Annotated in this window: 25 protein-coding genes and 1 other RNA gene; 12 read left to right on the forward strand and 14 right to left on the reverse strand. The window is 61.5% G+C overall.

Annotated elements, in window-relative coordinates:
• Positions 1–109 precede the first annotated feature (109 nt).
• From BM229_RS06580 to mgtE, 4 genes are all read right to left on the reverse strand, one after another.
• Positions 110–1,882, reverse strand: coding sequence for an SLC13 family permease (locus tag BM229_RS06580; protein WP_093926815.1), 1,773 nt, complete (start codon positions 1,880–1,882; stop codon positions 110–112).
• A 94-nt stretch (positions 1,883–1,976) separates the two neighbouring features.
• Complete coding sequence (locus BM229_RS06585) at positions 1,977–2,789, reverse strand: TIGR00282 family metallophosphoesterase (protein WP_093926816.1); 813 nt, start codon at positions 2,787–2,789, stop codon at positions 1,977–1,979.
• A gap of 57 nt (positions 2,790–2,846) precedes the next feature.
• Positions 2,847–3,413 carry a 5-formyltetrahydrofolate cyclo-ligase gene (locus BM229_RS06590; RefSeq protein ID WP_093926817.1) on the reverse strand — a complete coding sequence of 189 codons (567 nt, stop codon included), beginning with the start codon at positions 3,411–3,413 and terminating at the stop codon, positions 2,847–2,849.
• On the reverse strand, positions 3,410–4,813 hold the full coding sequence (mgtE, locus tag BM229_RS06595) for a magnesium transporter (RefSeq protein WP_093926818.1): 1,404 nt from the start codon (positions 4,811–4,813) through the stop codon (positions 3,410–3,412). The genes BM229_RS06590 and mgtE overlap by 4 nt, the downstream gene beginning before the upstream one ends.
• Positions 4,814–4,934: 121 nt before the next feature.
• On the opposite strand from mgtE, the gene guaD reads away from it, so the two are divergent.
• Positions 4,935–6,236 (forward strand): guanine deaminase, encoded by a 1,302-nt coding sequence (gene guaD, locus BM229_RS06600; protein ID WP_093926819.1) that lies wholly within the window; start codon positions 4,935–4,937, stop codon positions 6,234–6,236.
• A gap of 24 nt (positions 6,237–6,260) precedes the next feature.
• Here guaD and BM229_RS06605 read toward each other — a convergent pair whose 3' ends face one another.
• From BM229_RS06605 to BM229_RS06620, 4 genes are all read right to left on the reverse strand, one after another.
• The gene (locus BM229_RS06605) at positions 6,261–6,680 is read right to left on the reverse strand and encodes a CAP domain-containing protein (RefSeq protein ID WP_093926820.1); all 420 of its coding nucleotides are present in this window, start codon (positions 6,678–6,680) and stop codon (positions 6,261–6,263) included.
• Positions 6,677–8,011: an 8-oxoguanine deaminase gene (locus tag BM229_RS06610; protein ID WP_093926821.1), complete on the reverse strand. Its 1,335-nt coding sequence runs from the start codon at positions 8,009–8,011 to the stop codon at positions 6,677–6,679. The genes BM229_RS06605 and BM229_RS06610 overlap by 4 nt, the downstream gene beginning before the upstream one ends.
• A gap of 133 nt (positions 8,012–8,144) precedes the next feature.
• Complete coding sequence (gene hisN / locus BM229_RS06615; RefSeq protein WP_093926822.1) at positions 8,145–8,945, reverse strand: histidinol-phosphatase; 801 nt, start codon at positions 8,943–8,945, stop codon at positions 8,145–8,147.
• 98 nt (positions 8,946–9,043) lie between these two features.
• Positions 9,044–9,418, reverse strand: a complete 375-nt coding sequence (locus BM229_RS06620) for a helix-turn-helix domain-containing protein (protein ID WP_093926823.1) — start codon at positions 9,416–9,418, stop codon at positions 9,044–9,046.
• Between the two features lie 623 nt (positions 9,419–10,041).
• Here BM229_RS06620 and BM229_RS06625 point away from each other — a divergent pair.
• A complete protein-coding gene (locus tag BM229_RS06625) occupies positions 10,042–10,818 on the forward strand; it encodes a Bax inhibitor-1/YccA family protein (RefSeq protein ID WP_093926824.1) in 777 nt (258 codons plus the stop codon).
• A gap of 134 nt (positions 10,819–10,952) precedes the next feature.
• Here BM229_RS06625 and BM229_RS06630 read toward each other — a convergent pair whose 3' ends face one another.
• From BM229_RS06630 to BM229_RS06635, 3 genes are all read right to left on the reverse strand, one after another.
• Complete coding sequence (locus BM229_RS06630) at positions 10,953–11,642, reverse strand: VIT1/CCC1 transporter family protein (protein ID WP_093926825.1); 690 nt, start codon at positions 11,640–11,642, stop codon at positions 10,953–10,955.
• A gap of 16 nt (positions 11,643–11,658) precedes the next feature.
• Entirely contained in the window at positions 11,659–11,817 is a 159-nt protein-coding gene (locus BM229_RS18205) for a hypothetical protein (RefSeq protein ID WP_167360201.1), read from the reverse strand.
• Between the two features lie 72 nt (positions 11,818–11,889).
• Positions 11,890–12,582, reverse strand: coding sequence for a metal-dependent hydrolase (locus tag BM229_RS06635; RefSeq protein WP_093926826.1), 693 nt, complete (start codon positions 12,580–12,582; stop codon positions 11,890–11,892).
• A gap of 365 nt (positions 12,583–12,947) precedes the next feature.
• Here BM229_RS06635 and gatC point away from each other — a divergent pair, with 365 nt between their 5' ends.
• From gatC to rpmG, 6 genes are all read left to right on the forward strand, one after another.
• Entirely contained in the window at positions 12,948–13,235 is a 288-nt protein-coding gene (gatC, locus tag BM229_RS06640) for an Asp-tRNA(Asn)/Glu-tRNA(Gln) amidotransferase subunit GatC (protein WP_093927248.1), read from the forward strand.
• Positions 13,235–14,722 carry an Asp-tRNA(Asn)/Glu-tRNA(Gln) amidotransferase subunit GatA gene (gatA, locus tag BM229_RS06645; protein ID WP_093926827.1) on the forward strand — a complete coding sequence of 496 codons (1,488 nt, stop codon included), beginning with the start codon at positions 13,235–13,237 and terminating at the stop codon, positions 14,720–14,722. The genes gatC and gatA overlap by 1 nt, the downstream gene beginning before the upstream one ends.
• A gap of 37 nt (positions 14,723–14,759) precedes the next feature.
• A complete protein-coding gene (locus BM229_RS06650; RefSeq protein WP_093926828.1) occupies positions 14,760–15,497 on the forward strand; it encodes a hypothetical protein in 738 nt (245 codons plus the stop codon).
• A 3-nt stretch (positions 15,498–15,500) separates the two neighbouring features.
• Positions 15,501–16,169: an N-acetylmuramoyl-L-alanine amidase gene (locus BM229_RS06655; RefSeq protein WP_093926829.1), complete on the forward strand. Its 669-nt coding sequence runs from the start codon at positions 15,501–15,503 to the stop codon at positions 16,167–16,169.
• 94 nt (positions 16,170–16,263) lie between these two features.
• Positions 16,264–16,685: RNase P RNA component class A (rnpB, locus tag BM229_RS06660), an RNA gene on the forward strand.
• 158 nt (positions 16,686–16,843) lie between these two features.
• On the forward strand, positions 16,844–17,011 hold the full coding sequence (gene rpmG, locus BM229_RS06665) for a 50S ribosomal protein L33 (RefSeq protein ID WP_007119221.1): 168 nt from the start codon (positions 16,844–16,846) through the stop codon (positions 17,009–17,011).
• Between the two features lie 141 nt (positions 17,012–17,152).
• Here rpmG and BM229_RS06670 read toward each other — a convergent pair whose 3' ends face one another.
• From BM229_RS06670 to BM229_RS06680, 3 genes are read right to left on the reverse strand one after another with little or no spacing between them, the layout of a single operon-like run.
• Positions 17,153–17,551, reverse strand: a complete 399-nt coding sequence (locus BM229_RS06670) for a hypothetical protein (protein ID WP_093926830.1) — start codon at positions 17,549–17,551, stop codon at positions 17,153–17,155.
• On the reverse strand, positions 17,548–18,168 hold the full coding sequence (locus BM229_RS06675) for a DUF5671 domain-containing protein (protein WP_093926831.1): 621 nt from the start codon (positions 18,166–18,168) through the stop codon (positions 17,548–17,550). Before BM229_RS06675 ends, BM229_RS06670 begins: the two co-directional genes overlap by 4 nt.
• A gap of 3 nt (positions 18,169–18,171) precedes the next feature.
• On the reverse strand, positions 18,172–18,627 hold the full coding sequence (locus BM229_RS06680) for a nucleoside deaminase (protein WP_093926832.1): 456 nt from the start codon (positions 18,625–18,627) through the stop codon (positions 18,172–18,174).
• A gap of 62 nt (positions 18,628–18,689) precedes the next feature.
• On the opposite strand from BM229_RS06680, the gene BM229_RS06685 reads away from it, so the two are divergent.
• The 4 genes from BM229_RS06685 (at position 18,690) to BM229_RS06700 (ending at position 22,205) form a co-directional block, all read left to right on the forward strand.
• Entirely contained in the window at positions 18,690–19,748 is a 1,059-nt protein-coding gene (locus BM229_RS06685) for a pseudouridine synthase (protein WP_093926833.1), read from the forward strand.
• Between the two features lie 112 nt (positions 19,749–19,860).
• Positions 19,861–20,091: a hypothetical protein gene (locus BM229_RS06690; protein WP_243266896.1), complete on the forward strand. Its 231-nt coding sequence runs from the start codon at positions 19,861–19,863 to the stop codon at positions 20,089–20,091.
• A gap of 3 nt (positions 20,092–20,094) precedes the next feature.
• Positions 20,095–21,009, forward strand: coding sequence for a 5-bromo-4-chloroindolyl phosphate hydrolysis family protein (locus tag BM229_RS06695; protein WP_093926835.1), 915 nt, complete (start codon positions 20,095–20,097; stop codon positions 21,007–21,009).
• On the forward strand, positions 21,009–22,205 hold the full coding sequence (locus BM229_RS06700; protein WP_093926836.1) for a toxic anion resistance protein: 1,197 nt from the start codon (positions 21,009–21,011) through the stop codon (positions 22,203–22,205). Before BM229_RS06695 ends, BM229_RS06700 begins: the two co-directional genes overlap by 1 nt.
• Positions 22,206–22,343: the final 138 nt, after the last annotated feature.

A 22,343-nucleotide genomic window follows, 5' to 3' on the forward strand; every position in this document is an offset into this window, starting at 1 on the left:
GGTTTAAATTGTCTAGCCCAGACAACATCAAAGACATCTTCATCAAGCCGATCTTAGCCCCCGCTCCCTTCTTCCTGAGCCGAGGTGCGGCTGAGCGTACCTTTCTAATCTACCAAAACAGCGGGATCACCGCGCTGACCAAAAGCGACATGCTTAGGTTCAGCGGTATGCCGATGCGCATGAAGTCAGTAAATTTGTACCCCCCCGGCCCGTAAACCAGCGTGTTGGTTTGATAACCAATGGGCGTGGCAAAGGCGCAAGAGGCCGCGATCATCACTGCCACGACCAAGGGGCGCGGATCCATGCCAAGGGCCGTGCTGAGGCTGACGGCGATGGGCGTCATGATAACGGCCACGGCGTTGTTGCTGACGATCTCGGTCAATGTCGTGGTCAGCAGAAACACCGCCCAGATGATGAAGAAGGGGGGCAACTCTGCCAATCCCGGTGCGATGTTATCGACGATCAGCGAAATCGCACCTGAGTTTTCCAGCGCCGCGCCCACGGCCAGCATGGCAAAAATAAGCGCTAACAAACGCCCTTCGACAAAAGAAAACGCCTCCTCGGCGTCGATACAGCCCGTCACCAGCACCACCGCTACGGCGATTACAGCCAAAGCCAAAATCGGCGCCACGTTAAAGGCCGCAAGCACCACGATGCCCGCAAGCGCAGCAATGGCGATCGGCGCGTGCCCCCGGCGGAACGCGCGGGACGATGGTTGAGTCACGTCCACAAGGTTCATTTCACTGGCGAGCCGCTGAATATCTTCCGCAGCCCCCTCCAGCAGCAGCGTGTCGCCCACTTTGACGATCAGTTGCTCAAGCTGCTGGCCGATGTTCTGGTTGCGCCGATGCACCGCCAGCGCATAAACCCCATAACGCCGCCGCAACCGCATAGAGCCCAGCGAGCGCCCCACCATCCGGCAACCCGGTGTGATTAGCACTTCGACGGTCGTGGTTTCGACCGCTGACAGTTGGTCAACGCGGCGCAATTCCTTGTTGTTTTGCAGGCTCAAAAGCTCGGTCATTTGGGTGCGCAGAACCACGCGGTCCCCGACCTGAAGTTCGACACCCTTAAGGCTCCGTCGCAGGGAATCATCACCGCGCACCACGTCGATCAGCCGCACGCCTTCGCGTTTGAACAGCTGGACATCCAGCACTTCGCGCCCGATAAGGTTGCTTTCGGGCGGGATTACCGCTTCGGTGAAGAACTTCATCTTGGAACGGTCCGACAGCATATTCGCCATGCTGTCGCGCGCGGGCAGCAGTTTGTCGGCAAAAAACAGCATATAGATCAGACCCCACGCACAGACCACAAGGCCCACGGGGAGGATCTCGAAGATACCGAAGGGTGCCATGCCCTGTGCCCGCGCCACACCGTCAACCAGCAGGTTGGTCGAGGTGCCGATCAGCGTGAGAGAACCGCCCATAATCGCGGCATAACTCAACGGGATCAGCAACTTAGAAGCTTTTGTGTTGAGCGTGCGGGTCAGCTGCACCACCACCGGAATCATCACCACAACAACGGGTGTGTTGTTCATGACGGCGCTGGCCGCCATAACCGACAAGACCACCCCAGCCACTGCGGATTTCGGGTGGGTCTTGGCCGTTCGCTCAGCCAGCCGGGTCAGCACATCCAGCGCCCCGGTCCGCACCAACGCCCCCATGATGATGAACATGGCGGCAATGGTCCAAGGCGCGGGGTTTGATAGCACCTCTAGGGCATCGTCATAGGGTAAAACGCCGATTGCCAGCAGCAAAGCCGCCCCAGCAATGGCAACCACCTCGGTGGGAAAGGCTTCGCGCAGGAAAAGCACGAACATCATGCCGACCACCACAAGGGTGAGAACGGCCGTCTCCATCGGAGAGAAGCTGAAAAATTCCATCAAGAACCTGTCGTTCGGGCAAAAGGCCGTTGTCCAGTTACGCCGATTGCGGCGCCCTGTGCAAGCCTGACGCAAAGGCGCATGCTGTCAGGTCTCAGGGCGTGCTGGTCTGGAGGGCACCGCCCTCGCGCACCGGCACGATCCGCGTGGCACGGCCCGTGCGGTCATCGGTTTCGATATAAACGCCTGAGAGTGTCGCCTCACCATTGGCCGGGGTGAAACGTTCGCGCGGCATGCCGGTGATGAAACGGCGCAGAGGCTCGGCCTTGTCCATGCCGATCACTGAATGATAATCGCCACACATGCCGGCATCGCTGAGGTAGGCCGTCCCGCCCGGCAGGATCATCGCATCGGCGGTCGGCACATGGGTATGGGTGCCGACAACAAGGCTCGCCCGCCCGTCGCACCAGTGGCCCATGGCCATCTTCTCGCTCGTGGCTTCGCAGTGCATATCGACGATGATCGCCTGCGCCATGCCGCCCAAAGGATGCGTTTTCAGCACCGGCTCCAGCGCCGAAAAGGGATCATCAAAGGGCCGTTTCATAAAGACTTGGCCAAGCGCTTGGGTCACCAGAACCTTTTTGCCGTTCTGCGCCGTGAACAGTTTGGCCCCCTTGCCCGGCGCGGATTTGGAAAAGTTCAGCGGGCGGATCACGCGCGGCTCCTGCTCGATAAAGCTGAGCATGTCTTTCTGGTCGAAAGCGTGATCGCCGAGGGTCAGACAATCGGCCCCGGCATCCAGCAACGTCTTGGCATGCGCGCCCGACAGGCCCATGCCCCCGGTGGCATTCTCGCCATTCACCACAATGAAATCGAGCTTCCAGTCGCGCCGCAGCCGCGCCAGATTTTCGGTGATTGCCCGCCGTCCGGCCCGGCCCATCACATCGCCAAGAAACAAAATCTTCATAAACTATGGACTAGGACGCAGACGCCTTGGCGGCAACCCTTATTCCGCCTGGGCGGGTTAGCGTTGCGTCACTTCGATCACACCGGCCTCTGTCACGATCAGGTCCAGCGGCTCATCGGTTTCCTCGAGCGGAATGTCATCGCACTCCTGCCCGGCAAAGGCGAAACCGATCGCCATCGTGGCCCTGCGCGCGCGTAACATCGCCAGTGTCCGGTCATAAAATCCGCCGCCATAACCCAGCCGCGCCCCCGCGCGGTTAAAGGCCAGCAGCGGAACGATCACGATCTCTGGTTCAAAAAAATCGTTATGCTCGGGGATCATCGCACCGAAAGTGCCCGCGACCATCGGCGTCTCTGGCGTCCAGCGCGAGAACGACAACGGGTGGTCGGGCCACATGATCACCGGCACGCCGACCGGGCCGTGGGCGCAGGCTTCGGCCATGGTCGGGCGGGGGTCGATTTCGGTACGAATGGGCATAAAGCCCGAAAGCGGCACGCCGCGATAGCCCGCCAACACTTCAGACAGATACCCCGCCTGTGCCGCATTCGCCGCCTCAAACAACGGCTTGCGCCGGGCAAATGCCGCCTTGCGCGCCTCGGCCTTCCGAGTGGCGCAATCGCTCACAACAGCACCAGCGCCGCAAGCCCGAGGAAGGCGAAAAAGCCAACCACATCCGTCACCGTAGTCACAAAGGCCCCCGAGGCGAGCGCCGGGTCAATCCCGAACCGCTCCAGCAAAATCGGGATACCGGTGCCCGCAAGCCCCGCCACTACGAGGTTAATCACCATCGCGGTCGCAATCACATAGCCAAGCGCCGGAGAGCCGAACCAGATCACCCCGACGATCCCCATGATCACCGCAAAGATCAGCCCGTTCACCAGACCCACCAGAACCTCCCGCCGGATCACCCGCCAGACGTTCGAGCCGGTAAGGTCTTTCGTCGCAATCGCACGCACCGCGACGGTCAAGCTCTGTGTGCCCGCATTGCCGCCCATGGAGGCGACGATCGGCATCAGCACTGCCAGCGCCACGATCTGCGCGATGGCTGCTTCGAACTGAGAAATCACCATCGAGGCGGCAATCGCCGTCACGAGGTTCACCGCAAGCCACGGCAGGCGCTGTTTGGTCGTTTCCGCCACACGGTCGGAAAGCGAGCCCTCACCCACACCCGCCAGTCGCAGGATGTCCTCTTCGTGCTCTTCGTCGAGCACCGCCATGGCGTCGTCGATGGTGATGACGCCGATCAGCCTCCCCTCTTCATCGACCACGGGGGCCGAGATCAGGTGGTACTGGTTAAACGCATAGGCCACATCGCCCTCATCGCGCATGGCGGGGATGATCTGGAACGTTTCCTCCAAGATATCCGCCAGCCGCGTCTCGCGACGCGAGCGCATCAGCTTCCCCAGCGTCACGTTGCCCACCGGATGCAGGCGCGGGTCGACCATGACGATGTGATAGAACTGGTCTGGCAGGTCTTCTTCCTTGGTGGCGCGCAAATGGTCGATGGTCTGGCCCACCGTCCAATGCTCGGGCGCCATCACAACCTCGCGCTGCATCAGACGACCGGCAGAATATTCCGGCCAGTTCAGCGCCTGTTCGACGGCGACCCGGTCAGTTTCCTCCAGCGCGTCGAGGATGGTTTCCTGTTGCGCGTCTTCCAGATCTTCGATCAGGTCGACGACATCATCGCTGTCCAGTTCGCGCACCGCTTGGGTCAGAACCTGCGGCGTCAGGATGGAGATGACTTCTTCGCGGATCGACTCGTCGAGTTCCGACAGAATCTCACCGTCGAATTCCTGCCCATAAAGGCGGATTAGTGCGGCGCGGTCATCCTCGTCGATCTGCTCCAAAAGGTCAGCGATGTCCGCCGCGTGCAGCGGCTCCATCAGCTGGGTCAGATGGGCTTGATCGTTCGCCTCTACGGTCTCAAGGATCGCGGCAACGGCCTTGCGGTCCAGCATATAGGCTTCGGCATTCTCCTCAGAGGGTACCGCCGGATCCAGCTCTTCGATCTGCTCTGCCATCCGCGTTCTCCGTGCCTGTGCCCTTGTTGGAGGCGACAATAGGCGAGCGGCCTCGGGGGTACAACGGCACCCGCGACGCTTCGGTATTGTTCCCCGTCTCGCCCTCACCTAAACCACTGGCATGACAAATCAACGACTCCTTTTGGGCGCGACGCTCACCTATTCCGGCAACCCGATGCAAAGCGCCTGGGAGGATGCCGTGAAGATCGACACCGAAGGCGGTGTCTTGATCGAAGACGGCCGCATTGTCGCCGTGGGCAATGGCGAACGCCTGCGTGCCGACCATCCGCAGGCCGAGGTGACGCGCTACGACGATGCGCTGATCTGCCCGGGGTTTGTCGATGCCCATGTGCATTACCCGCAGACCGCGATCATCGCCTCTTGGGGCAAGCGGCTGATTGACTGGCTCAACACCTATACCTTCCCCGAAGAGATGCGCCTGTCGGACCCCGCCTATGCGGATGAGATCGCCGCGCGCTATCTGGACCTGACGCTGGCCCATGGCACCACCACGGTCGCGTCTTATTGCACCATCCACCCCCACAGCGCCGATGCGCTGTTTCAGGCGGCAGAGGATCGCGGCCAGCGGATCGTGGCGGGCAAGACCTGCATGGACCGCAACGCCCCCGAAGGGCTGCGCGACACGGTACAATCCGCCTATGACGACAGCAAAGCGCTGATCGAGCGTTGGCACGGCAAGGGCCGCGCGAGCTATGCGATCACACCGCGTTTCTCTCCGACCTCGACGCCCGAGCAACTCTCGGCCCTCGGCGCGCTTTGGGCCGAGCATCCGAGTTGCCTGATGCAGACCCACCTCAGCGAACAAACGGATGAGATCGAATGGGTGCGCGGGTTGTTTCCTGAGGCCCGCGACTACCTTGATACCTATGAGGCCCACGGACTGCTGGGCGAACGCGGCCTTTACGGCCATGCGATCCACCTAGAGCCGCGCGAGATCGACCGGCTGGCCGAGGTTGGTGGCGCACTAGTCCACTGCCCCACCTCCAACACCTTCATCGGTTCGGGGCTGTTTGACATGACCGGCCTTGCCGCGCGGGGCATTCCGCTGGCGCTGGCAACGGATACCGGGGGCGGCTCTTCGTTTTCCATGCTGCGAACAATGGCGGCAGCCTATGAGGTCGGCCAGTTGCGCGGCACCCCGCTACACGCGGCACAGTTGATCTGGCTCGCCACCGCAGGCTCGGCCCGAAGCCTGCATCTGCAGGATCACATCGGCAGTCTGGCCGAAGGGATGGAAGCGGATATCACCGTGCTGTCGCTCGACTCGACCCCCGCCATCGCACAGCGTCACGCGGCTGCCAAGGATATCTGGGAAAGCCTTTTTGCCACCATCATGATGGGCGATGATCGGGCGATTGCAGATGTTTGGGTTGCGGGTGCGCGTCGGGGTGGCACGGCGTAACGCACCACCCGCGATTGGGTCACGTCAGCAGGGCGCGCCCAGCACCATCACCCAAACCTCACTATCGGCCTGCACCAGCCCCATCTCTTCGGCGCGGCTGTCGACCATATTGCGGTAATGCCCCGGCGAGTTGGTCCAGCCGGTCATGACCTCATCCAGGGAGTGCTGCCCCTTGGCGATGTTTTCAGCGACAAAGCACCATTGATAGCCCGCCATCGCGGCGCGTCGGCCCACATCCGTGCCATCACGGCCTGTGTGGCTGAAATAATCATGCTCTGCCATATCGGTGGCATGGGTTCCCGCCGCCTGCGCCAAGCGGCTGTCATAGATCAACGGTTTGAGCCCCTGCACATCCCGCAACGCATTTACGCGCTCCAACCCCATGGGGTCGGCCAATGCCGGCATGCCCGCCAGCATCAGGATCGATAGAAAAAATGGCCTCATTCAGCCAAGCCTTTCGCCAATTCGTTTTGCCGCGCCACCTGTGCGGCCAAGTCAATCGTGGTGACGCGACCATCGCGCACCACCTGACGGCCTTCAACGAAAAGGTCGCGCACCGCCGTCGGACCGGCAAGAAGCAGCGCAGCCGGATCCCAACTGCCGGCACTATGCACGCCGGAAACGCCCCAGATCGCCACATCGGCCCGTTTGCCGGGCATTAGCCGCCCGCAATCAGGGCGCCCCAGCACATCCGCCCCGCCGCGTGTGGCCAGTTCCAACGCTGCACGCGGGCTCATCGCATCAGCGCCACGAGACACACGCTGCAACAGCATCGCCTGCCGCGCCTCGGCGGCGAGATTGCCGCTGTCGTTGCTGGCCGATCCATCGACCCCCAGCCCCAGCGGCACGCCTGCATCCAGCATCGCCCGCACCGGCGCGATGCCTGACCCAAGGCGGCAATTGGAACAGGGGCAATGGGCCACCCCGGTGCCTGTGCGCGCGAAAAGGTCGATCTCGGCCCCATCCAACTGCACGCAATGGGCGTGCCAAACATCATCGCCCAGCCAACCAAGGCTTTCAGCATATTCTCCGGGGCGGCAGCCGAATTTCTCCAGCGAATAGGCCACATCCTCGGTATTCTCGGCCAGATGGGTGTGCAGCATCACGCCTTTGTCCCGCGCCAGCAGCGCCGTGTCGCGCATCAACTCGCGACTGACCGAGAAAGGTGAACAAGGTGCCAATCCGACACGACACATCGACCCTTCCGCAGGATCATGGAAGGCGTCGACCACGCGAATGCAATCTTCCAAGATCGCCGCCTCCCGCTCCACCAGCGCATCGGGTGGCAGGCCGCCATCGCTTTCACCGATGCTCATCGAGCCGCGCGTGGGGTGAAACCGCAGGCCCAGTTCGGCGGCGGCATGGATCGTATCCTCCAGCCGCACGCCGTTTGGGTAAAGATAAAGATGGTCCGAACTCAAGCTACAACCCGAGAGCGCCAGTTCCGCCAGCCCAATCTGGGCCGAGACGAACATATGCTCCGGCCCCATACGCGCCCAGATCGGATAGAGCCGCTGCAACCAGCCAAAGAGCAGCGCATCCTGTGCGCCCGGCACGGCGCGGGTCATGCTTTGGTAAAGATGGTGATGCGTGTTCACGAGGCCCGGCGTAACTACACAGCCCTTCGCCTCGACAATCTCGCCCTCCGTCCGAAGGCCCTGTCCGATCTCGGCAATCACCCCGTCGCGCAGCAACAGGTCTGCACCGGCAAGCTCCCGCCGGGTATCGTCCATCGTGATGAGGTAATCCGCGCCGCGGATGAGGGTCTCTGCCATAGGTCACACTTTTCGCTATGCCCGTCTCATGCAAAGTGTGTGTGGCCGATGGAAAACGGGCGAGAGAACCGGCCTTTACGGCATTTATCGCATCCCGCCGGGGCCGGTCAATCCGCGGGTTTCGACAATTGGATCAATAGGCGGAAAGGATCGCAAGCGCCTGCGCGTGGATTTCGCGGTTGGCCGCCGCAAGCGCCCTGCCCCCCTCATGCACCGGATTGCCCTGCCAATCGGTGACGATACCCCCCGCCGCTTGGATCACTGCGATGGGCGCTTGGATGTCATAGGCGTTCAATCCTGCCTCGATCACCAGATCGACCTGCCCAGCCGCGACCAAAGCATAGGCGTAGCAATCCATGCCATAGCGGGTCAGCAGCGCCTGCGACGCCACGGCCCGAAAGGCGCTGGCCTCATCGGGGCTGCCGACCTCGGGGAATGTGGTAAAAACGATGGCCTGCCGCAGGTCTCGCGCGGCGCGGGTTTGCAAGGGGCGGCTTCCATGCGGCCCGGTCATCAGCGCGCCATCCGGTGCGCCCTCGAACCGCTCGCCGATATAGGGCTGGTCAATGATGCCGTAGAATGGCCCCGAGATATCGCTGACCGCGATCAACACGCCCCATGTTGGTGTGCCGCTGAGAAACCCGCGCGTTCCGTCAATCGGGTCAAGCACCCAGGTCAGCCCCGATGTGCCGGGCTGCGCGCCATATTCCTCGCCCAAGATGCCATCGGCGGGCCGTTCCGCCGCCAGGATATCGCGCATCGCCCGTTCGGCGGCGCGGTCTGCTTCGGTCACGGGGTCAAAACCCGTACCAAGCTTATTGTCGGCCTGCAACTCAAGGCTGCGGAAATAGGGCAGGATCACCAGACGCGCCGCATCCGCCATCAGATGGGCGACGCGGCGAATATCGGGATCAAAATCAGTGGCGTTCATCATGACGAAGACCTGACAGCTCGCGCTTGTTTGCGCAAGCCTGCCAGTTTGACCAAAACCTCGTTAGGATCAGACTTCCGTAGCAACGATCTCGGATGCCGTCAGGCCACGTCGCTCAACACACGGGCCAATTCAAACAGCCTGCGCCGCTGGTTCTCTGGAATGGCATAATACGAGCGGACCAACTCCATCGCTTCTTTGTCAGCCATCAGATCAGCAGGTAGCCCGTCAATCGATGCAGCGCCATCGGCTTTGTCTTCCTTCAGCCCTTCGAAGAAAAAAGGCACCGGAACGTCGAGGGCATCTGCGATATCCCACAGCCGCGAAGCGCTCACGCGGTTCGCGCCAGTCTCATACTTTTGTATCTGCTGAAATTTAATGCCAACGAGTTCTGCCAGCCGTTGCTGGGTCATCCCTGTTAACCAGCGTCGTTGCCGAATGCGTTTCCCGACGTGAACATCAACTACATGTACCATCTAGCATATTCCTTATAGGGCACATGCCACCGTGCCAATCTCGTTTCCAAACAAGGACGAATTGCGCCGTCACCCAGCGCAGTACCGCATTGGTTGCGCATGATGTCTTTCCCTAATTATAGCGGTTGCGTCTAATTCGGCAAAGAAATTTCACACAATGGTAAATATCCGCCTGTATCAACTGCAACCTTAGGCGGTGCAATGCTCTTGTTTCCTCTTCGCCGAGCGGGGATGAAAAGCCCAATTTTCCTTAGGCGTACCGGTTCCCGCCCGGCAACCAGTGGATGAACGCGAAAGATATCAATCGGTTCCCAGAGTATCTTTCAGATCCTAAATTTAGTCAATTTATGGTGTTGGGCTTCCTGTTTTCCCTCTCGCGCAGATACGCGGCAGGTGACGGGGTTTTCCGCCTATCGAGGCTGTTTACGGGGCCCTGATAGACAATAAAGGACGATCTGCCCCTTCCCCGTCGCCCATGCGATGCACATCTGTCGAAACCTGCGGCTATCGCCCTGAAATCAGACAGCCAAACACTTGAAATTCAGCCCATCAGGCCCGATATTCAAACCCAAGAACGTGTCGGCTCGTTTGCGACACGCAACTTTGCCAATGGGAGTCTCTAAATGGCTGACGTCAATTCAATTCGCTCTGCTGCCGGGTCGCACGCCTCTGCGATCGACGCGGGGCTGCGCGCGCATATGAATAAGGTGTATGGCACCATGTCGGTTGGCATGTTGATCACCTTTGCCGCTGCTTGGGCCATCTCTGGCCTATCTGTCACAACTGATCCTTCCGCAGCGGTGGCGCAGTTGAGCCAAGATAAGTACCTGACACAATTGGGCTATGCGCTTTACGCCTCCCCGTTGAAATGGGTTGTGATGTTTGCTCCGCTGGCCTTTGTCTTTGGCTTTAGCGCCATGATCAACAAAATGTCGGCAGCCACGGCGCAGGTTGTGTTCTACGCATTTGCCGCGGTGATGGGCATTTCAATCAGCTCGATCTTCTTGGTCTTCACAGGTTATTCTATCGCGCAGATCTTTTTGATCACCTCGATCGCCTTCGCGGGTCTGTCGCTTTGGGGCTACACCACCAAAAAAGACATCTCGGCATGGGGCAGCTTCCTCATCATGGGTGTGATCGGTCTTGTCGTGGCGTCGATCGTGAACATCTTCCTCGCCTCTTCGGCGCTGATGTTTGCGATTTCGGCCCTTGGCGTGCTGATCTTCGCGGGTCTTACTGCCTATGACACCCAGCGCATCAAGACGGAATATCTGGCCCATGCGCACCATGGCGACACCGAGTGGTTGGGCAAAGCCGCCATCATGGGCGCGCTGAACCTTTACCTGAACTTCATCAACATGTTCATGATGTTGCTGTCGCTTTTCGGTAACCGCGAATAATTCGCGCGAGATATGAATGCTAAAGGTCGGTTCTGAAAGGGACCGGCCTTTTTCTTTGGGTCCGATCCACTCTCTAATCTACCGTCCGTATGGATTAGTGACACCCTTCCATGCGGGCGGGGCAATGCGCAGGCTTAACCCACCGCGCCGAAAAGCTGACCGACACCCGCGGTTACTGCCATAGCCAGCCCGCCCCAGAACACCACCCGCCGGATCGCAGGCCACACAGGCGCGCCGCCCAACCGTGCACCCCCTACCCCCAGCAACACCAGCGCAAACACCGCCACCAATGCGACACAGGCGCCGCGCGTGCCTGAAGGCGTTAAAATCGCGGCGATCAAAGGCAGACCACCCCCGAGTGCGAAGGCAAATGCAGAAGCCCCCGCCGCCTGCAATGGATCAGCCTGTCCGGCGAGACCAAACATCCCCAACTCTTCCCTCGCGTGGGCGCCAAGGGCGTCATGATCCGTCATCTGGGCGGCCACCTCTAGTGCAAGGTCACTTTCCACGCCCCGGTTCTCCAGCCCCTCGGCAAGCTCACTAAGTTCGTAATCCGGGTCTTCAATCAGCGCCACGCGCTCGCGTTCCAGGTCGGCTTTCTCTACGTCCGCCTGCGCGGAGACAGAGACATACTCTCCCGCCGCCATTGACAGCGCCCCTGCGGTGAGCCCGGCAAGCCCCGTCAACACGACGTTACCATGCGCCATGCCAGCCGCACTCACCCCGACCAACAAACTGGCGGAGGAGACGATACCGTCATTGGCCCCCAGCACGGCGGCGCGCAGCCAATTGCTGCGGTTGATGTAGTGTCCTTCTCTTGGCATCGCGGCCGCCTTATGTCTATTGCGGCTGGTAAACCAGTATATGTGCCGGAAAGATGACCGGGCCATCACCGCCGACGCCCGTGAAACCGACACTGCCCGTAGGCTCGACCCGGCCCAACGGGGCGCAGGCCCCCAGCGTCAGCAACAAAATCGCAACACTCGCTTTGGCAGACATGGCATTTCCCCGGGCAGTTGGTCTTCAGGTATCCCCTGTTCCGTCTTGCAGCGCAAGGCGAAGGGGGGCCGGTCAAAGCTTGATCGGCTGCATCACCTGCGGTTCCACCACATCGACGCCGGGCAGGCCATCGGTCAACACCTGCGCCGACTGCTCCAGTGCATCGAAGGTGCGGTAGTGGCAGGGGATAACCGTCTTGAAGTTAAAATAGCGCTTCGCGGCATAGGCGGCCTGCGCCATGTCCATCGTGAAATGCCCGCCTGCCGAGAGAATGCCGATGTCGGGTTTGTGGTAGTCGCCCATCCAATCCATATCGGCCATGATCGCCGTGTCTCCAGAATGATAGATCGTATGCCCCTCGCCCGAGATCATGAAGCCGGTCTCCATCCCGGTATAGATCGGCCCGTTGTCGCCCTCAACCGATGAGGAATGCGAGGCCGGAACCATGGTGATCGCCACTTCGCCCGCGCGGATCGTGCCGCCTTTGTTGAAGCCTGTGGTGTTCTCGACACCCTGCCCTCCAAGCCAGCCCATCAGCTCGACCATCCCCGCCACCGGCGCGTTAGTCTGGCGGGCGACATCGGCGATGTCGGCAGTGTGGTCGAAATGGCCGTGGGTGACGAGGATTTGGGTCGCGCCCTTGATCGCCTCGGCATAATGCTGTTCGTCCAGCATTGGGTTGTCTTTAAGCCAAGGGTCGATCAGCAGCACTTGATCTTCGATTTCGATGCGGAATGAGCCGTGGCCGAGCCAGATGATGTTCATGTGGGTCTCCTGATTTATGCTTACCTCTAACTTGCGCTTCCTTGCGACGGAATCAAGAAAACGGTTTCCAATGCCACTGGCACGGAATCAAGCCGCAGGCGCCGGGCCATCGCCTGCCCGCCCGTCACGCCAAAGGCGTGCCGGTTTATATGGGCGCACCTTCGGTACGACCGGATAGGCGATTTGGTTAGGCTAGGCGCAACTTCGCGGAACGCACATCACGGCTAATCCATAAAGTGGCATGAACCACCCTTAGGATCGCCGACCCGCGGGCAGGCACTGGCCCTCCTCTCTCTTACTCAGCCCAAACCCTTGCGAGGCCCGCCCCCAAACGGTAGAGGAGCCACAAAGAGATGGAGATGTTCATGTCGATCGACGAAAACACCGCCGCACGCGTGGCGAAACTGGCCCGGATCAAGGTTGAACCCGATGCGCTTCCGGCGCTGGCGGAGGAATTCAACAACATCCTCGGCTTTATCGAACAACTGTCCGAGGTGGATGTCGATGGCGTCGAGCCGATGACCTCCGTGACCCCGCAGCGCCTGAAACGGCGCGAGGATGTGGTCACCGATGGCGACCAGCAGGACCGCGTGCTGGCCAATGCCCCCGATGCCCGTGAAGGGTTCTTTGCCGTGCCGAAGGTGGTGGAATAATGACCGATCTGAACAAACTGAGCCTCGCCGAAGCCCGCGACGCGCTGCGCAAGGGTGAGACCACCTCGAAAGACCTGACCGAAGCCTGCCTCAAAGCCATCGACGGCGCAGGCGCGCTGAACGCCTTCGTGCACCGCACCCCCGAGATCGCGATGGAGCAAGCCGCCGAGGCTGACGCGCGCATCAAACAGGGCGACGCGCCTGCCATGTGCGGCCTGCCCATCGGCATCAAGGATCTTTTCTGCACCAAAGGCGTGCCGAGCCAAGCGGGCAGCCGCATCCTCGAAGGGTTCCTGCCCGAATATGAAAGCACCGTCAGCCAAAAGCTGAAAGACAGCGGCGCGGTGATGTTGGGCAAGCTCAACATGGACGAATTCGCCATGGGCTCGTCGAACGAGACATCCGTCTACGGCAATGCGGTGAACCCGTGGCGCCGCGCAGGCGACACGGCGGAACTGACACCGGGCGGTTCCTCGGGCGGCTCCGCCGCTGCCGTGGCGGCTGACCTCTGCCTCGCCGCCACCGGCACTGACACCGGCGGCTCGATCCGCCAGCCTGCGGCCTTCACCGGCACTGTGGGCATCAAGCCGACCTATGGCCGCTGCTCGCGTTGGGGCATCGTCGCCTTCGCCTCCTCGCTCGACCAAGCCGGGCCGATGACCAAAACCGTGCGCGACGCCGCGATCATGTTGGAAGCCATGTGCGGCCATGACGCCAAGGACAGCACCAGCGCCGATCTGGCGGTGCCCGACTTTGAAGCCGCGCTGACCGGCGACATCCGCGGCAAGAAGATCGGCATCCCCCGCGAATACCGCATGGATGGCATGCCCGAGGAAATCGACAAGCTCTGGCAAGACGGCATCGCGATGATGAAGGACGCCGGGGCCGAGATCGTCGACATCTCGCTGCCGCACACGAAATACGCCCTGCCCGCCTATTATGTCATCGCGCCTGCCGAAGCGTCCTCGAACCTCGCGCGTTATGACGGCGTGCGCTTTGGCCACCGCGCCAAGCTCGACCATGGCGACGGCATTACCGAGATGTACGAGAAAACCCGCGCCGAGGGCTTTGGCCATGAGGTTCAGCGCCGCGTGATGGTCGGCACCTATGTGCTCTCGGCCGGTTTCTATGACGCCTATTACAACCGCGCCCGCAAGGTGCGCACGCTGATCAAGAAAGACTTCGAAGATGTCTTTGCCCAAGGCATCGACAGCATCTTGACCCCGGCGACGCCCTCGGCGGCCTTCGGTCTGGGTGAAATGAAGGACGCCGATCCGGTGGCGATGTATCTCAACGACGTCTTCACCGTGACGGTGAATCTCGCCGGTCTTCCCGGTGTCGCGCTTCCGACGGGCCAAAGCGCCACCGGCTTGCCGCTGGGCCTGCAACTGATCGGGCGTCCTTGGGAAGAGGCCGAACTGCTATCCTCCGCCTATGCGCTGGAGCGGGCCGCTGGTTTTGTGGCCAAGCCGGAAAAATGGTGGTAAGCCCACGGGCGTTATTTAACAGGCAAGAGCGGGTCAGATGATCAAACGGACACTTCTAGCGATGACAGCGGGCGGTCTTCTGGCGGCCTGCCAACCTGCGATCCCCGATTCCGGGAGCGTCAACAGCGGGCGCGGCGTCGGCTTTGGCGACGGCAGCTTTGAGGCCGAACAGCGGGCACGTGACGCGGCACTTGCCAACGATAGCATCGACAGTGCCATCGCGGCCACGACACCCGCCCCGGCGGATGGCTCGCCCGAGGCCACAGCCGCCGAAACCGCCCGCGTTCTGGCCGCCACCCGTCCGGGCGGGGCAAGTGCCCTGAACTCCGGCGTGACCCCGGTGAACGCCAGCCCGTCGAACCCGCCCCCCGCGGCGGTCAATGCTGTGGGCATCTCGAACGAGAACAACTTTGATGCCGTATCCGGCCAGCGCAGCATTCAGGACGACGCCGCCCGCGTCGCCGCCAATCGTGCGCAATATGAGGTGATCCAGCCCGAAGCGCTGCCCGAGCGTACTGCCAGCGGCCCGAACATCGTCGCCTATGCGCTGCAAAGCAACCAACAGGTCGGTCAGCAAATCTACAGCCGCATTGGCTTTAACAAGGCCCGCAAGTTCGAACGGGCCTGTTCGCAATACAGCCACGCTGACCAAGCGCAGATCGCCTTCCTTGCTGCGGGCGGTCCTGAGAAGGACCGTGAAGGCATGGACCCTGATGGCGATGGCTTTGCCTGCGATTGGGATCCAACCCCCTTCCGCCGGGCTGCACAGGGCTGATAGATGCCTGTCGCGCCTGACGTGACAGCGCAGCCTTCGCCCAATTGCGGCCCGCGACGCGGCGGGCTGCGCCCCCGGTTTGTCGTTCTGCATTACACGGCCATGGCCAGCGCCCAAGCGGCGCTGGAACGGCTTTGCGATCCGTCTTCCGAAGTCTCTGCCCATTATCTGATTTCCGAGCGCGGAGATGTCATTCAGCTGGTCGAGGAAGACCAGCGCGCGTGGCATGCAGGCCAAGGCGAGTGGGCGGGGCTCGACGACATTAATTCCCGCTCGATCGGTATCGAGTTGGACAACCGCGGCGATCACCCATTTTCCGAGCCGCAGATGCAGGCGCTCGAAACCCTCCTGCCCGGCATCATGGCGCGCCACGGCATTCCGCTCGAAGGGGTGATCGGCCATTCCTGCATGGCACCGGGCCGCAAGATCGACCCTGGCCCGCGATTCGATTGGGCGCGGCTCGCACGGCGCGGGCTGGCGCTGCCTACGGGCGATGGCCCCCTTCCTGACAGCGTAACCACCGAAACCTTCCGCGATGCCGCACGGGCCGCAGGCTTCACCGCGCCCTGCGACGATGACACGCTGCTGAGTACCGTGCGGATGCGGTTCAGGCCATGGGGGAGCGGCCCTCTCACCCCCGCAGACCACGCGGCCCTACCCCACGCCCATTGACGCGCCGCGCGGCGGGGTCTAGGGCGGTCAGGCGCGGAAGGCTGGATGGCCGCTGCGTCGACTCGTGTCGCATGACCGACGTCCGCTCCCGTCACATGCATGTGTGACATCCGCGGCGTCGCTTTTGCGAGACAAAAGCGACGTAGAGGAAAGTCCGGACTCCAAGAAGGAACGGTGCCGGGTAACGCCCGGGCGGGGCAACCCGACGGAAAGCGCCACAGAAATGAAACCGCCCCTACGGTCCGGCTTGCCGGAACAGTCGCAGGGGTAAGGGTGAAACGGTGGGGTAAGAGCCCACCGCGGGGCTGGCAACAGTTCTGGCACGGCAAGCCCCACCGGGAGCAATGCCAAATAGGGACCGCGCGCCGATGATCTTCGGGTCAAAGGCGGGGCTCTTCTGCCCCAGCAGGTCCGGGTTGGCAGCTATAGCTGCATCGGCAACGGTGCAGTCAGAGGAATGGTCATCGCCTGTTTTCGGACAGGTACAAAATCCGGCTTATAGGCCTTCCGCGCATATTCCTGCCCTTTCAGGTCCGAAAGGCAGGTTTTTCGACGAAACCGGCGTCTTTCGGCATCGGACGGGCAAATAGCGGTTGACTCGGGCGCGGGTCTGACTAGAACCCGAAATTCAGAATTCACGCACGCCTGCGCGGCCGTGCAGCAGGAGAAGACACATGGCGAAGCCAACCACGATCAAGATCCGTCTGAACTCGTCCGCGGGCACAGGCCATTTCTACGTTACAAAGAAAAACGCACGCACCATGACCGAGAAAATGGTCATCAAGAAATACGACCCTGTTGCGCGCAAACACGTGGAATACAAAGAAGGCAAGATCAAGTAAGATCGCCTGACTTGAATGGTTTATTAGACCACGTGCTATGCGCGTGGTCTTTTGCGTTTGGGGTGGAGGTCAGGTTCAAAGCCCCCCTGCCCGCGCATGCGTCAGACAGGCCGCGACCAGAGACAGCCATAGCGGCCCCATTCAGTGCCCTTCGATCACCCACTGCTTTGACGGTTGCGCCAGTTGGTACCGCAGGCACCCGCGCGCCCTGTCAAAGTGCAACGCGTCTCTCATAGGGGACTCCGCCTGCGCCAACTCAAACCGCGCGCAGACTTGGAAAGCATCTTCGCCTTGCGTCACCTCATAGGCTGCTCCGGTCTGTGGATCCGTTGCGTCCGCCGCAGAACGGCAAGCCCGCGAGAATGCCCTCCCATCGCCCGCATCGCAAATGATCGCATCGGCGATTCGATGCAGATCGGCGAAGCGCTGGTCATCGCGCTTTTCGGCCCGCGCCTGCCCCGGCCCGCCCACCACCGCGAGCCCCGAAACAACCGCGCCCGACACGACTGCAATCACCGCAACAAAAAGCAGCTTGTTCACACCGCTGCTCCGCGCCCATCGCCCGCGCGGTAATAGCCGAAAATGCCCCCGGCAATGCCCGCCACGACCAAGGCCTTTAGGGCGAACTGCAACGTGAAATCGCCATTCAGAAAGGCATAGATCACCGCAACCAGATCGCCCAAAAGCACGGCAGCGGCAAAAAGCAGCGTTACATAGGTCATCCAATTGCGGATGGCCGAACGCTGTAACGCCGGGTCCGCCGCCAGCCGCGCCCGTTCGCGGGTGGCGAGCCAAAGATAAAGCGGCAAGGTCACAATCAGCACGGCCACCGCCCAACGGATACGATGATCCGCCGTGCGCGCCGACGCGTCGAGCAGGTGGTCAATCAGCGCATGCAGCAGCCCCACCAGATAGCCCGCGCCAAACAACAGCGCGCCGAACATCAACGCATAGATAAAAAAGTCCCGCGCTGTGACGACGGTCTGCGGGCGCGGCACCGGCGGAGCGAAGGGCACATCGGCCCAGCCATCAAGCGCGTCCGTGATCTCATGCGTTGACCAGCCTGCCTGCGTCAGAACCGATGCAATCTCTGCGCGGTTTTTGCCCGCGCTCAGCGCATCCCGCACGAATACAGCTAAATCCTTACTGCTCGCCATGGGCTACCCCCCTCTTTTTGCTTTGAAAAAATCGGTCAGCAAGTCTTCGGCATCGCTCGCGGCGATACCATCAAAGACCTCTGGCGCATGGTGGCATTGCGGATGCGAAAACACCCGCGCGCCTTGCGCCACGCCGCCTGACTTGGGGTCTGCCGCGCCATAAAACAACCGCCCGACCCGGGCGGCGGCGATGGCCCCGGCGCACATCGCACAAGGCTCTAATGTGACGTAGAGCGTATGGTTAATCAGCCGCTCCGACCCAACCGCGGCACAGGCGGCGCGCAGGGCCAACATCTCGGCATGGGCGGTCGGATCATGGCGTGCGCGGGTCTCATTGCCCGCCGCTGCAATGATCTCTCCCGTGGGAGAGACCACAACCGCGCCCACCGGCACCTCGCCGCGCGCGGCGGCGGCACGGGCTTCTTCCAGCGCCTGAGCCATATATGAGCGAAACTTCATCCGTTCACATGGCCGCAAACGCCACCCTTTCGCAAGGGCGTGAAACAGGGTAAGCGCAGTGTATGAACGCAAAACCTCCCTCCTCCGGCTCCGGCCCGACTGCTGATTCTTCCGATGCCGCCGCCGATACAGCAAAGGGCGACCGCATCGCCAAAGTGCTGTCTCGCGCAGGCATCGCCTCGCGTCGTGAGGCTGAGCGGATGATTGAGGCGGGCCGCGTGCGCGTGAATGGGGAGCAGATCACCTCGCCCGCGCTGAACGTGACGCCCGACGATAAGATTACAGTCGACAACACCCCCGTCGGCGCGCCCGAGCCGCCGCGCATCTGGCTCTACCACAAGCCCACCGGGTTGGTGACGACGAACTCTGACGAAAAAGGCCGCGAAACGATCTTTGACGCCCTGCCCGAGGACATGCCTCGCGTGATGACCGTGGGGCGGCTTGATCTCAATTCCGAAGGTCTGCTGCTACTGACCAATGACGGCGGCGTGAAACGCAAGCTGGAATTGCCCAGCACCGGCTGGCTACGCCGCTATCGTGCCCGGGTGAATGGCCGCCCCACCGATGAGATGCTGGAACCGCTGCGCAAAGGCATCACCGTGGAGGGCGAACAGTTCCAACCGATGGATGTATCGCTGGACCGTCAGCAAGGCGCGAACGCTTGGCTGACCATCGGCCTGCGCGAAGGCCGCAACCGTGAGATTCGCCGCGCGATGGAGGCTGTTGGCCTGACTGTGAACCGGCTGATCCGCGTCTCCTACGGCCCGTTCCAATTGGGCGAACTTAAAACTGGCGAAGTCGAAGAGCTGCGCCGCAAGGTCGTGCGTGACCAATTGGGGCTAGAGCTGGAAGACCCCACCGGCACCGCCGTCAAGAAACCCACCACAGTACGTCGCCCGCCGCGGCGCAAACCCGGTGGCTTCGGCGGCGCGGGCCAGCCGGGCATGCCGGTGCAACGGGGCGAAGACGACGAACCACCGCCCCGTCGCGGTGGCGGCAAGGCCAAGAACGCGCCGCGTGGCAAGGCGACATCGGGCAGAAACACTGCCAAACCGGGCGCGCGCCCCGGTGGCCGTACGGGTGGTAAACCCGGCAGCAGGGGCCCAAAGCCCCGCCGCTGACATTCTCGGCCCCCGTCTGAGCCGCCGATTGCTGGAACGCTGCTGTAATGCGCGCGTTGAATAGAGAACGACAGGCAAGACCGGCGCGAAACCGCTGTCAGAAAAGGGCAATATGGCGCGAATACTGATGTTTTTGGTGGCCTTGGCTGCGCTGGTGGTTATCATCCTCGGCGCGGCCTCGCTCTTGGGGCGCGCGGCAGACACCGCAGGCACAGCTCTGCGCCCCATCTGGGGCAGCAAAAGGGGAAACTTGATGGCGCCCACACCCTTTCAGAAAATCGCTTATGGGGCGCTTCTGGTAGTGCTACTGGGCGTGACCAGCGGCTTTCTCGGGGGGCTTTAAGCCATGGCGCGACGCTTTGGGGGCCGCTATAGCCCCGATCCCGATACACAGCCCGGCAAAACCCCGCGCAAAACGCAACGGCTGCGCGTTGACCCAGCGGGTGGGCGTGTGAACCTGATGTTCCTGCCACCCATTGTTTTGGCCGCGACCTCTTTGATGGGGGGCGCTGGTACTCTGGTCATTGGGCTTGCCGGGGCTTTTGTGCTGGCCTCTGGCGTATGGCTTTTGCGCGAAGGTTTGCTTGCCGAAGCTGAGTATAACGAGCGCAAGGTCGCCCGCCGCCCCGCGTGGCCCCGCAAGATCTTCGCTGCCCTTCTGGCCGGATTGGGCACTGCACTCGCCGCCTACACATCAGAGCCCGGCACAGTCGCCCCGCTGCTGTACGGCGTGGCGGTTGGTGCGCTGCATGTGGCTGCCTTTGGCATTGATCCGTTAAAAAACAAAGGGATGGAAGGCATCGACACCTTCCAACAAGACCGCGTGGCCCGCGTGGTGGATGAGGCCGAAAAACTGCTGTCAGGCATGAGCCAGGCAATCCTCCGCGCCGGAGACCGCCGTGCCGAAGCACGGTTGGCAGATTTCCAAGACACCGCACGTCACCTGATCCGCACCGTCGAAGAAGACCCGCGAGATTTGACAGCCGCCCGCAAATACCTTGTCGTCTACCTACGCGGCGCGCATGATGCGACGGTGAAATTCGCCGATCTTTATGCCCGTAACCACGATGAACAAGCCCGCGATGATTACCTTGCGCTGCTCGACGATCTGGATGAGAATTTCGCCGCTCGAACGGCGAAATCCCTGCTTGACGATCGCAGCGATCTGAACGTCGAAATCGACGTGCTGCGTGCGCGTCTCTCCCGCGAGGGGGTCAGGCTGGATCAGTCTACGCCCGTAAATACTAAGGAAGATCAGTGATGACCGATGCCGTCCGTGAAAAAGCTGCCCAGTCCCAAGGGCTGGTCGAAGAAGTGAACGCAACCGTCCTGCCCGAACCTTCGGACGCCAACGCCATCGTGCCATTGGCCAAAGCCGACGCGACCCAGAGTGCAGAAATTCAAAAACGCATGGCCGAGATTGACGTGACCGACACGCAATCCATCGTCAGCTTCGGCTCTGCCGCGCAGGCCGAGTTACAAGAGATCAGCCAATCCATGCTCGCCGATGTGCGCAACAAGGATGTCGGGCCGGCAGGCGACAGCCTGCGCACCATGGTCAGCGCGATTCGCGGTTTCTCGGTCTCGGAACTGGACGTCCGCCGCAAGCAAAGCTGGTGGGAAAAACTGTTGGGCCGTGCCACGCCTTTCGCCAAATTCACCGCGCGTTTTGAAGAGGTGCAAGGCCAGATTGACCAGATCACTGACAATTTACTGGCCCATGAGCACACGCTGTTGAAAGACATCAAATCGCTCGACTTGCTTTATGAAAAGACGCTGCAATTCTACGATGAATTGGCGCTGTATATTTCTGCCGGTGAGGCCAAGATCGTAGAGTTGGATCACAAAACCATCCCCGCAAAACAGACTGCGCTGGATAAGGCGAGCGAAGAAAATCAGGTAATGCGCGCCCAAGAATTGCGCGATCTGCGCGCCGCGCGTGATGATCTGGAACGCCGGGTGCATGACCTTAAACTGACGCGGCAGGTGACGATGCAATCCCTGCCCTCCATTCGCTTGGTGCAAGAAAACGATAAAAGTCTTGTGACCAAGATTAACTCGACCTTGGTCAACACCGTGCCGCTGTGGGAAACGCAACTTGCGCAGGCTGTGACGATCCAACGCAGCAGTGAGGCGGCAAATGCCGTGCGCGAAGCGAATGATCTGACCAACGAGTTGTTGACCTCCAACGCCAAGAACCTGCGCGACAGCAATAAGATCATCCGCCAAGAGATGGAGCGCGGTGTGTTTGACATCGAAGCGGTAAAACAGGCCAACGAAGACCTGATCGGCACCATCGAAGAATCGCTTCAGATCGCGGACCAAGGCAAAGCAAAACGCGCGGCTGCAGAAAAGGACCTGCAAGAGATGGAAGGCCGCTTGCGCGACACATTGGCCGCAGCCAAAGCCCGCGAAACGGGTTTGGGGGACACCACCAGCAACGCGGTCCCGAGCTAAGACCGACGTGAGGGAACTGGCAATGCAAGGACGTTTGCGCCGACATTTGCGCGTCGCTGGGGTGTTGTCTCTCTGCGCCTTGTTGCTTGCCTGTGCGGAACCCGCGCCGGCGCCGCAAACGGTTGCTAAACCCCAAGC

The organism is Sulfitobacter dubius (genome assembly GCF_900113435.1).
Lineage (GTDB): Bacteria > Pseudomonadota > Alphaproteobacteria > Rhodobacterales > Rhodobacteraceae > Sulfitobacter > Sulfitobacter dubius.

Bases quoted from the DNA above. Each gene is read 5' to 3' on its own strand.
- rpmG (WP_007119221.1), top strand. From the start codon at position 16,844: ATGGCGAAGCCAACCACGATCAAGATCCGTCTGAACTCGTCCGCGGGC.
- BM229_RS06625 (WP_093926824.1), top strand. From the start codon at position 10,042: ATGGCTGACGTCAATTCAATTCGCTCTGCTGCCGGGTCGCACGCCTCT.
- BM229_RS06695 (WP_093926835.1), top strand. From the start codon at position 20,095: ATGGCGCGACGCTTTGGGGGCCGCTATAGCCCCGATCCCGATACACAG.
- hisN (WP_093926822.1), bottom strand. From the start codon at position 8,945: ATGATGAACGCCACTGATTTTGATCCCGATATTCGCCGCGTCGCCCAT.
- BM229_RS06685 (WP_093926833.1), top strand. From the start codon at position 18,690: ATGAACGCAAAACCTCCCTCCTCCGGCTCCGGCCCGACTGCTGATTCT.
- BM229_RS06655 (WP_093926829.1), top strand. From the start codon at position 15,501: ATGCCTGTCGCGCCTGACGTGACAGCGCAGCCTTCGCCCAATTGCGGC.
- mgtE (WP_093926818.1), bottom strand. From the start codon at position 4,813: ATGGCAGAGCAGATCGAAGAGCTGGATCCGGCGGTACCCTCTGAGGAG.
- BM229_RS06690 (WP_243266896.1), top strand. From the start codon at position 19,861: ATGGCGCGAATACTGATGTTTTTGGTGGCCTTGGCTGCGCTGGTGGTT.
- BM229_RS06605 (WP_093926820.1), bottom strand. From the start codon at position 6,680: ATGAGGCCATTTTTTCTATCGATCCTGATGCTGGCGGGCATGCCGGCA.
- BM229_RS06635 (WP_093926826.1), bottom strand. From the start codon at position 12,582: ATGAACATCATCTGGCTCGGCCACGGCTCATTCCGCATCGAAATCGAA.
- BM229_RS06680 (WP_093926832.1), bottom strand. From the start codon at position 18,627: ATGAAGTTTCGCTCATATATGGCTCAGGCGCTGGAAGAAGCCCGTGCC.
- BM229_RS06580 (WP_093926815.1), bottom strand. From the start codon at position 1,882: ATGGAATTTTTCAGCTTCTCTCCGATGGAGACGGCCGTTCTCACCCTT.
- BM229_RS06630 (WP_093926825.1), bottom strand. From the start codon at position 11,642: ATGCCAAGAGAAGGACACTACATCAACCGCAGCAATTGGCTGCGCGCC.
- gatC (WP_093927248.1), top strand. From the start codon at position 12,948: ATGTCGATCGACGAAAACACCGCCGCACGCGTGGCGAAACTGGCCCGG.
- BM229_RS06610 (WP_093926821.1), bottom strand. From the start codon at position 8,011: ATGGCAGAGACCCTCATCCGCGGCGCGGATTACCTCATCACGATGGAC.
- BM229_RS06675 (WP_093926831.1), bottom strand. From the start codon at position 18,168: ATGGCGAGCAGTAAGGATTTAGCTGTATTCGTGCGGGATGCGCTGAGC.
- BM229_RS18205 (WP_167360201.1), bottom strand. From the start codon at position 11,817: ATGTCTGCCAAAGCGAGTGTTGCGATTTTGTTGCTGACGCTGGGGGCC.
- BM229_RS06650 (WP_093926828.1), top strand. From the start codon at position 14,760: ATGATCAAACGGACACTTCTAGCGATGACAGCGGGCGGTCTTCTGGCG.
- guaD (WP_093926819.1), top strand. From the start codon at position 4,935: ATGACAAATCAACGACTCCTTTTGGGCGCGACGCTCACCTATTCCGGC.
- BM229_RS06700 (WP_093926836.1), top strand. From the start codon at position 21,009: ATGACCGATGCCGTCCGTGAAAAAGCTGCCCAGTCCCAAGGGCTGGTC.
- gatA (WP_093926827.1), top strand. From the start codon at position 13,235: ATGACCGATCTGAACAAACTGAGCCTCGCCGAAGCCCGCGACGCGCTG.
- BM229_RS06585 (WP_093926816.1), bottom strand. From the start codon at position 2,789: ATGAAGATTTTGTTTCTTGGCGATGTGATGGGCCGGGCCGGACGGCGG.
- BM229_RS06620 (WP_093926823.1), bottom strand. From the start codon at position 9,418: ATGGTACATGTAGTTGATGTTCACGTCGGGAAACGCATTCGGCAACGA.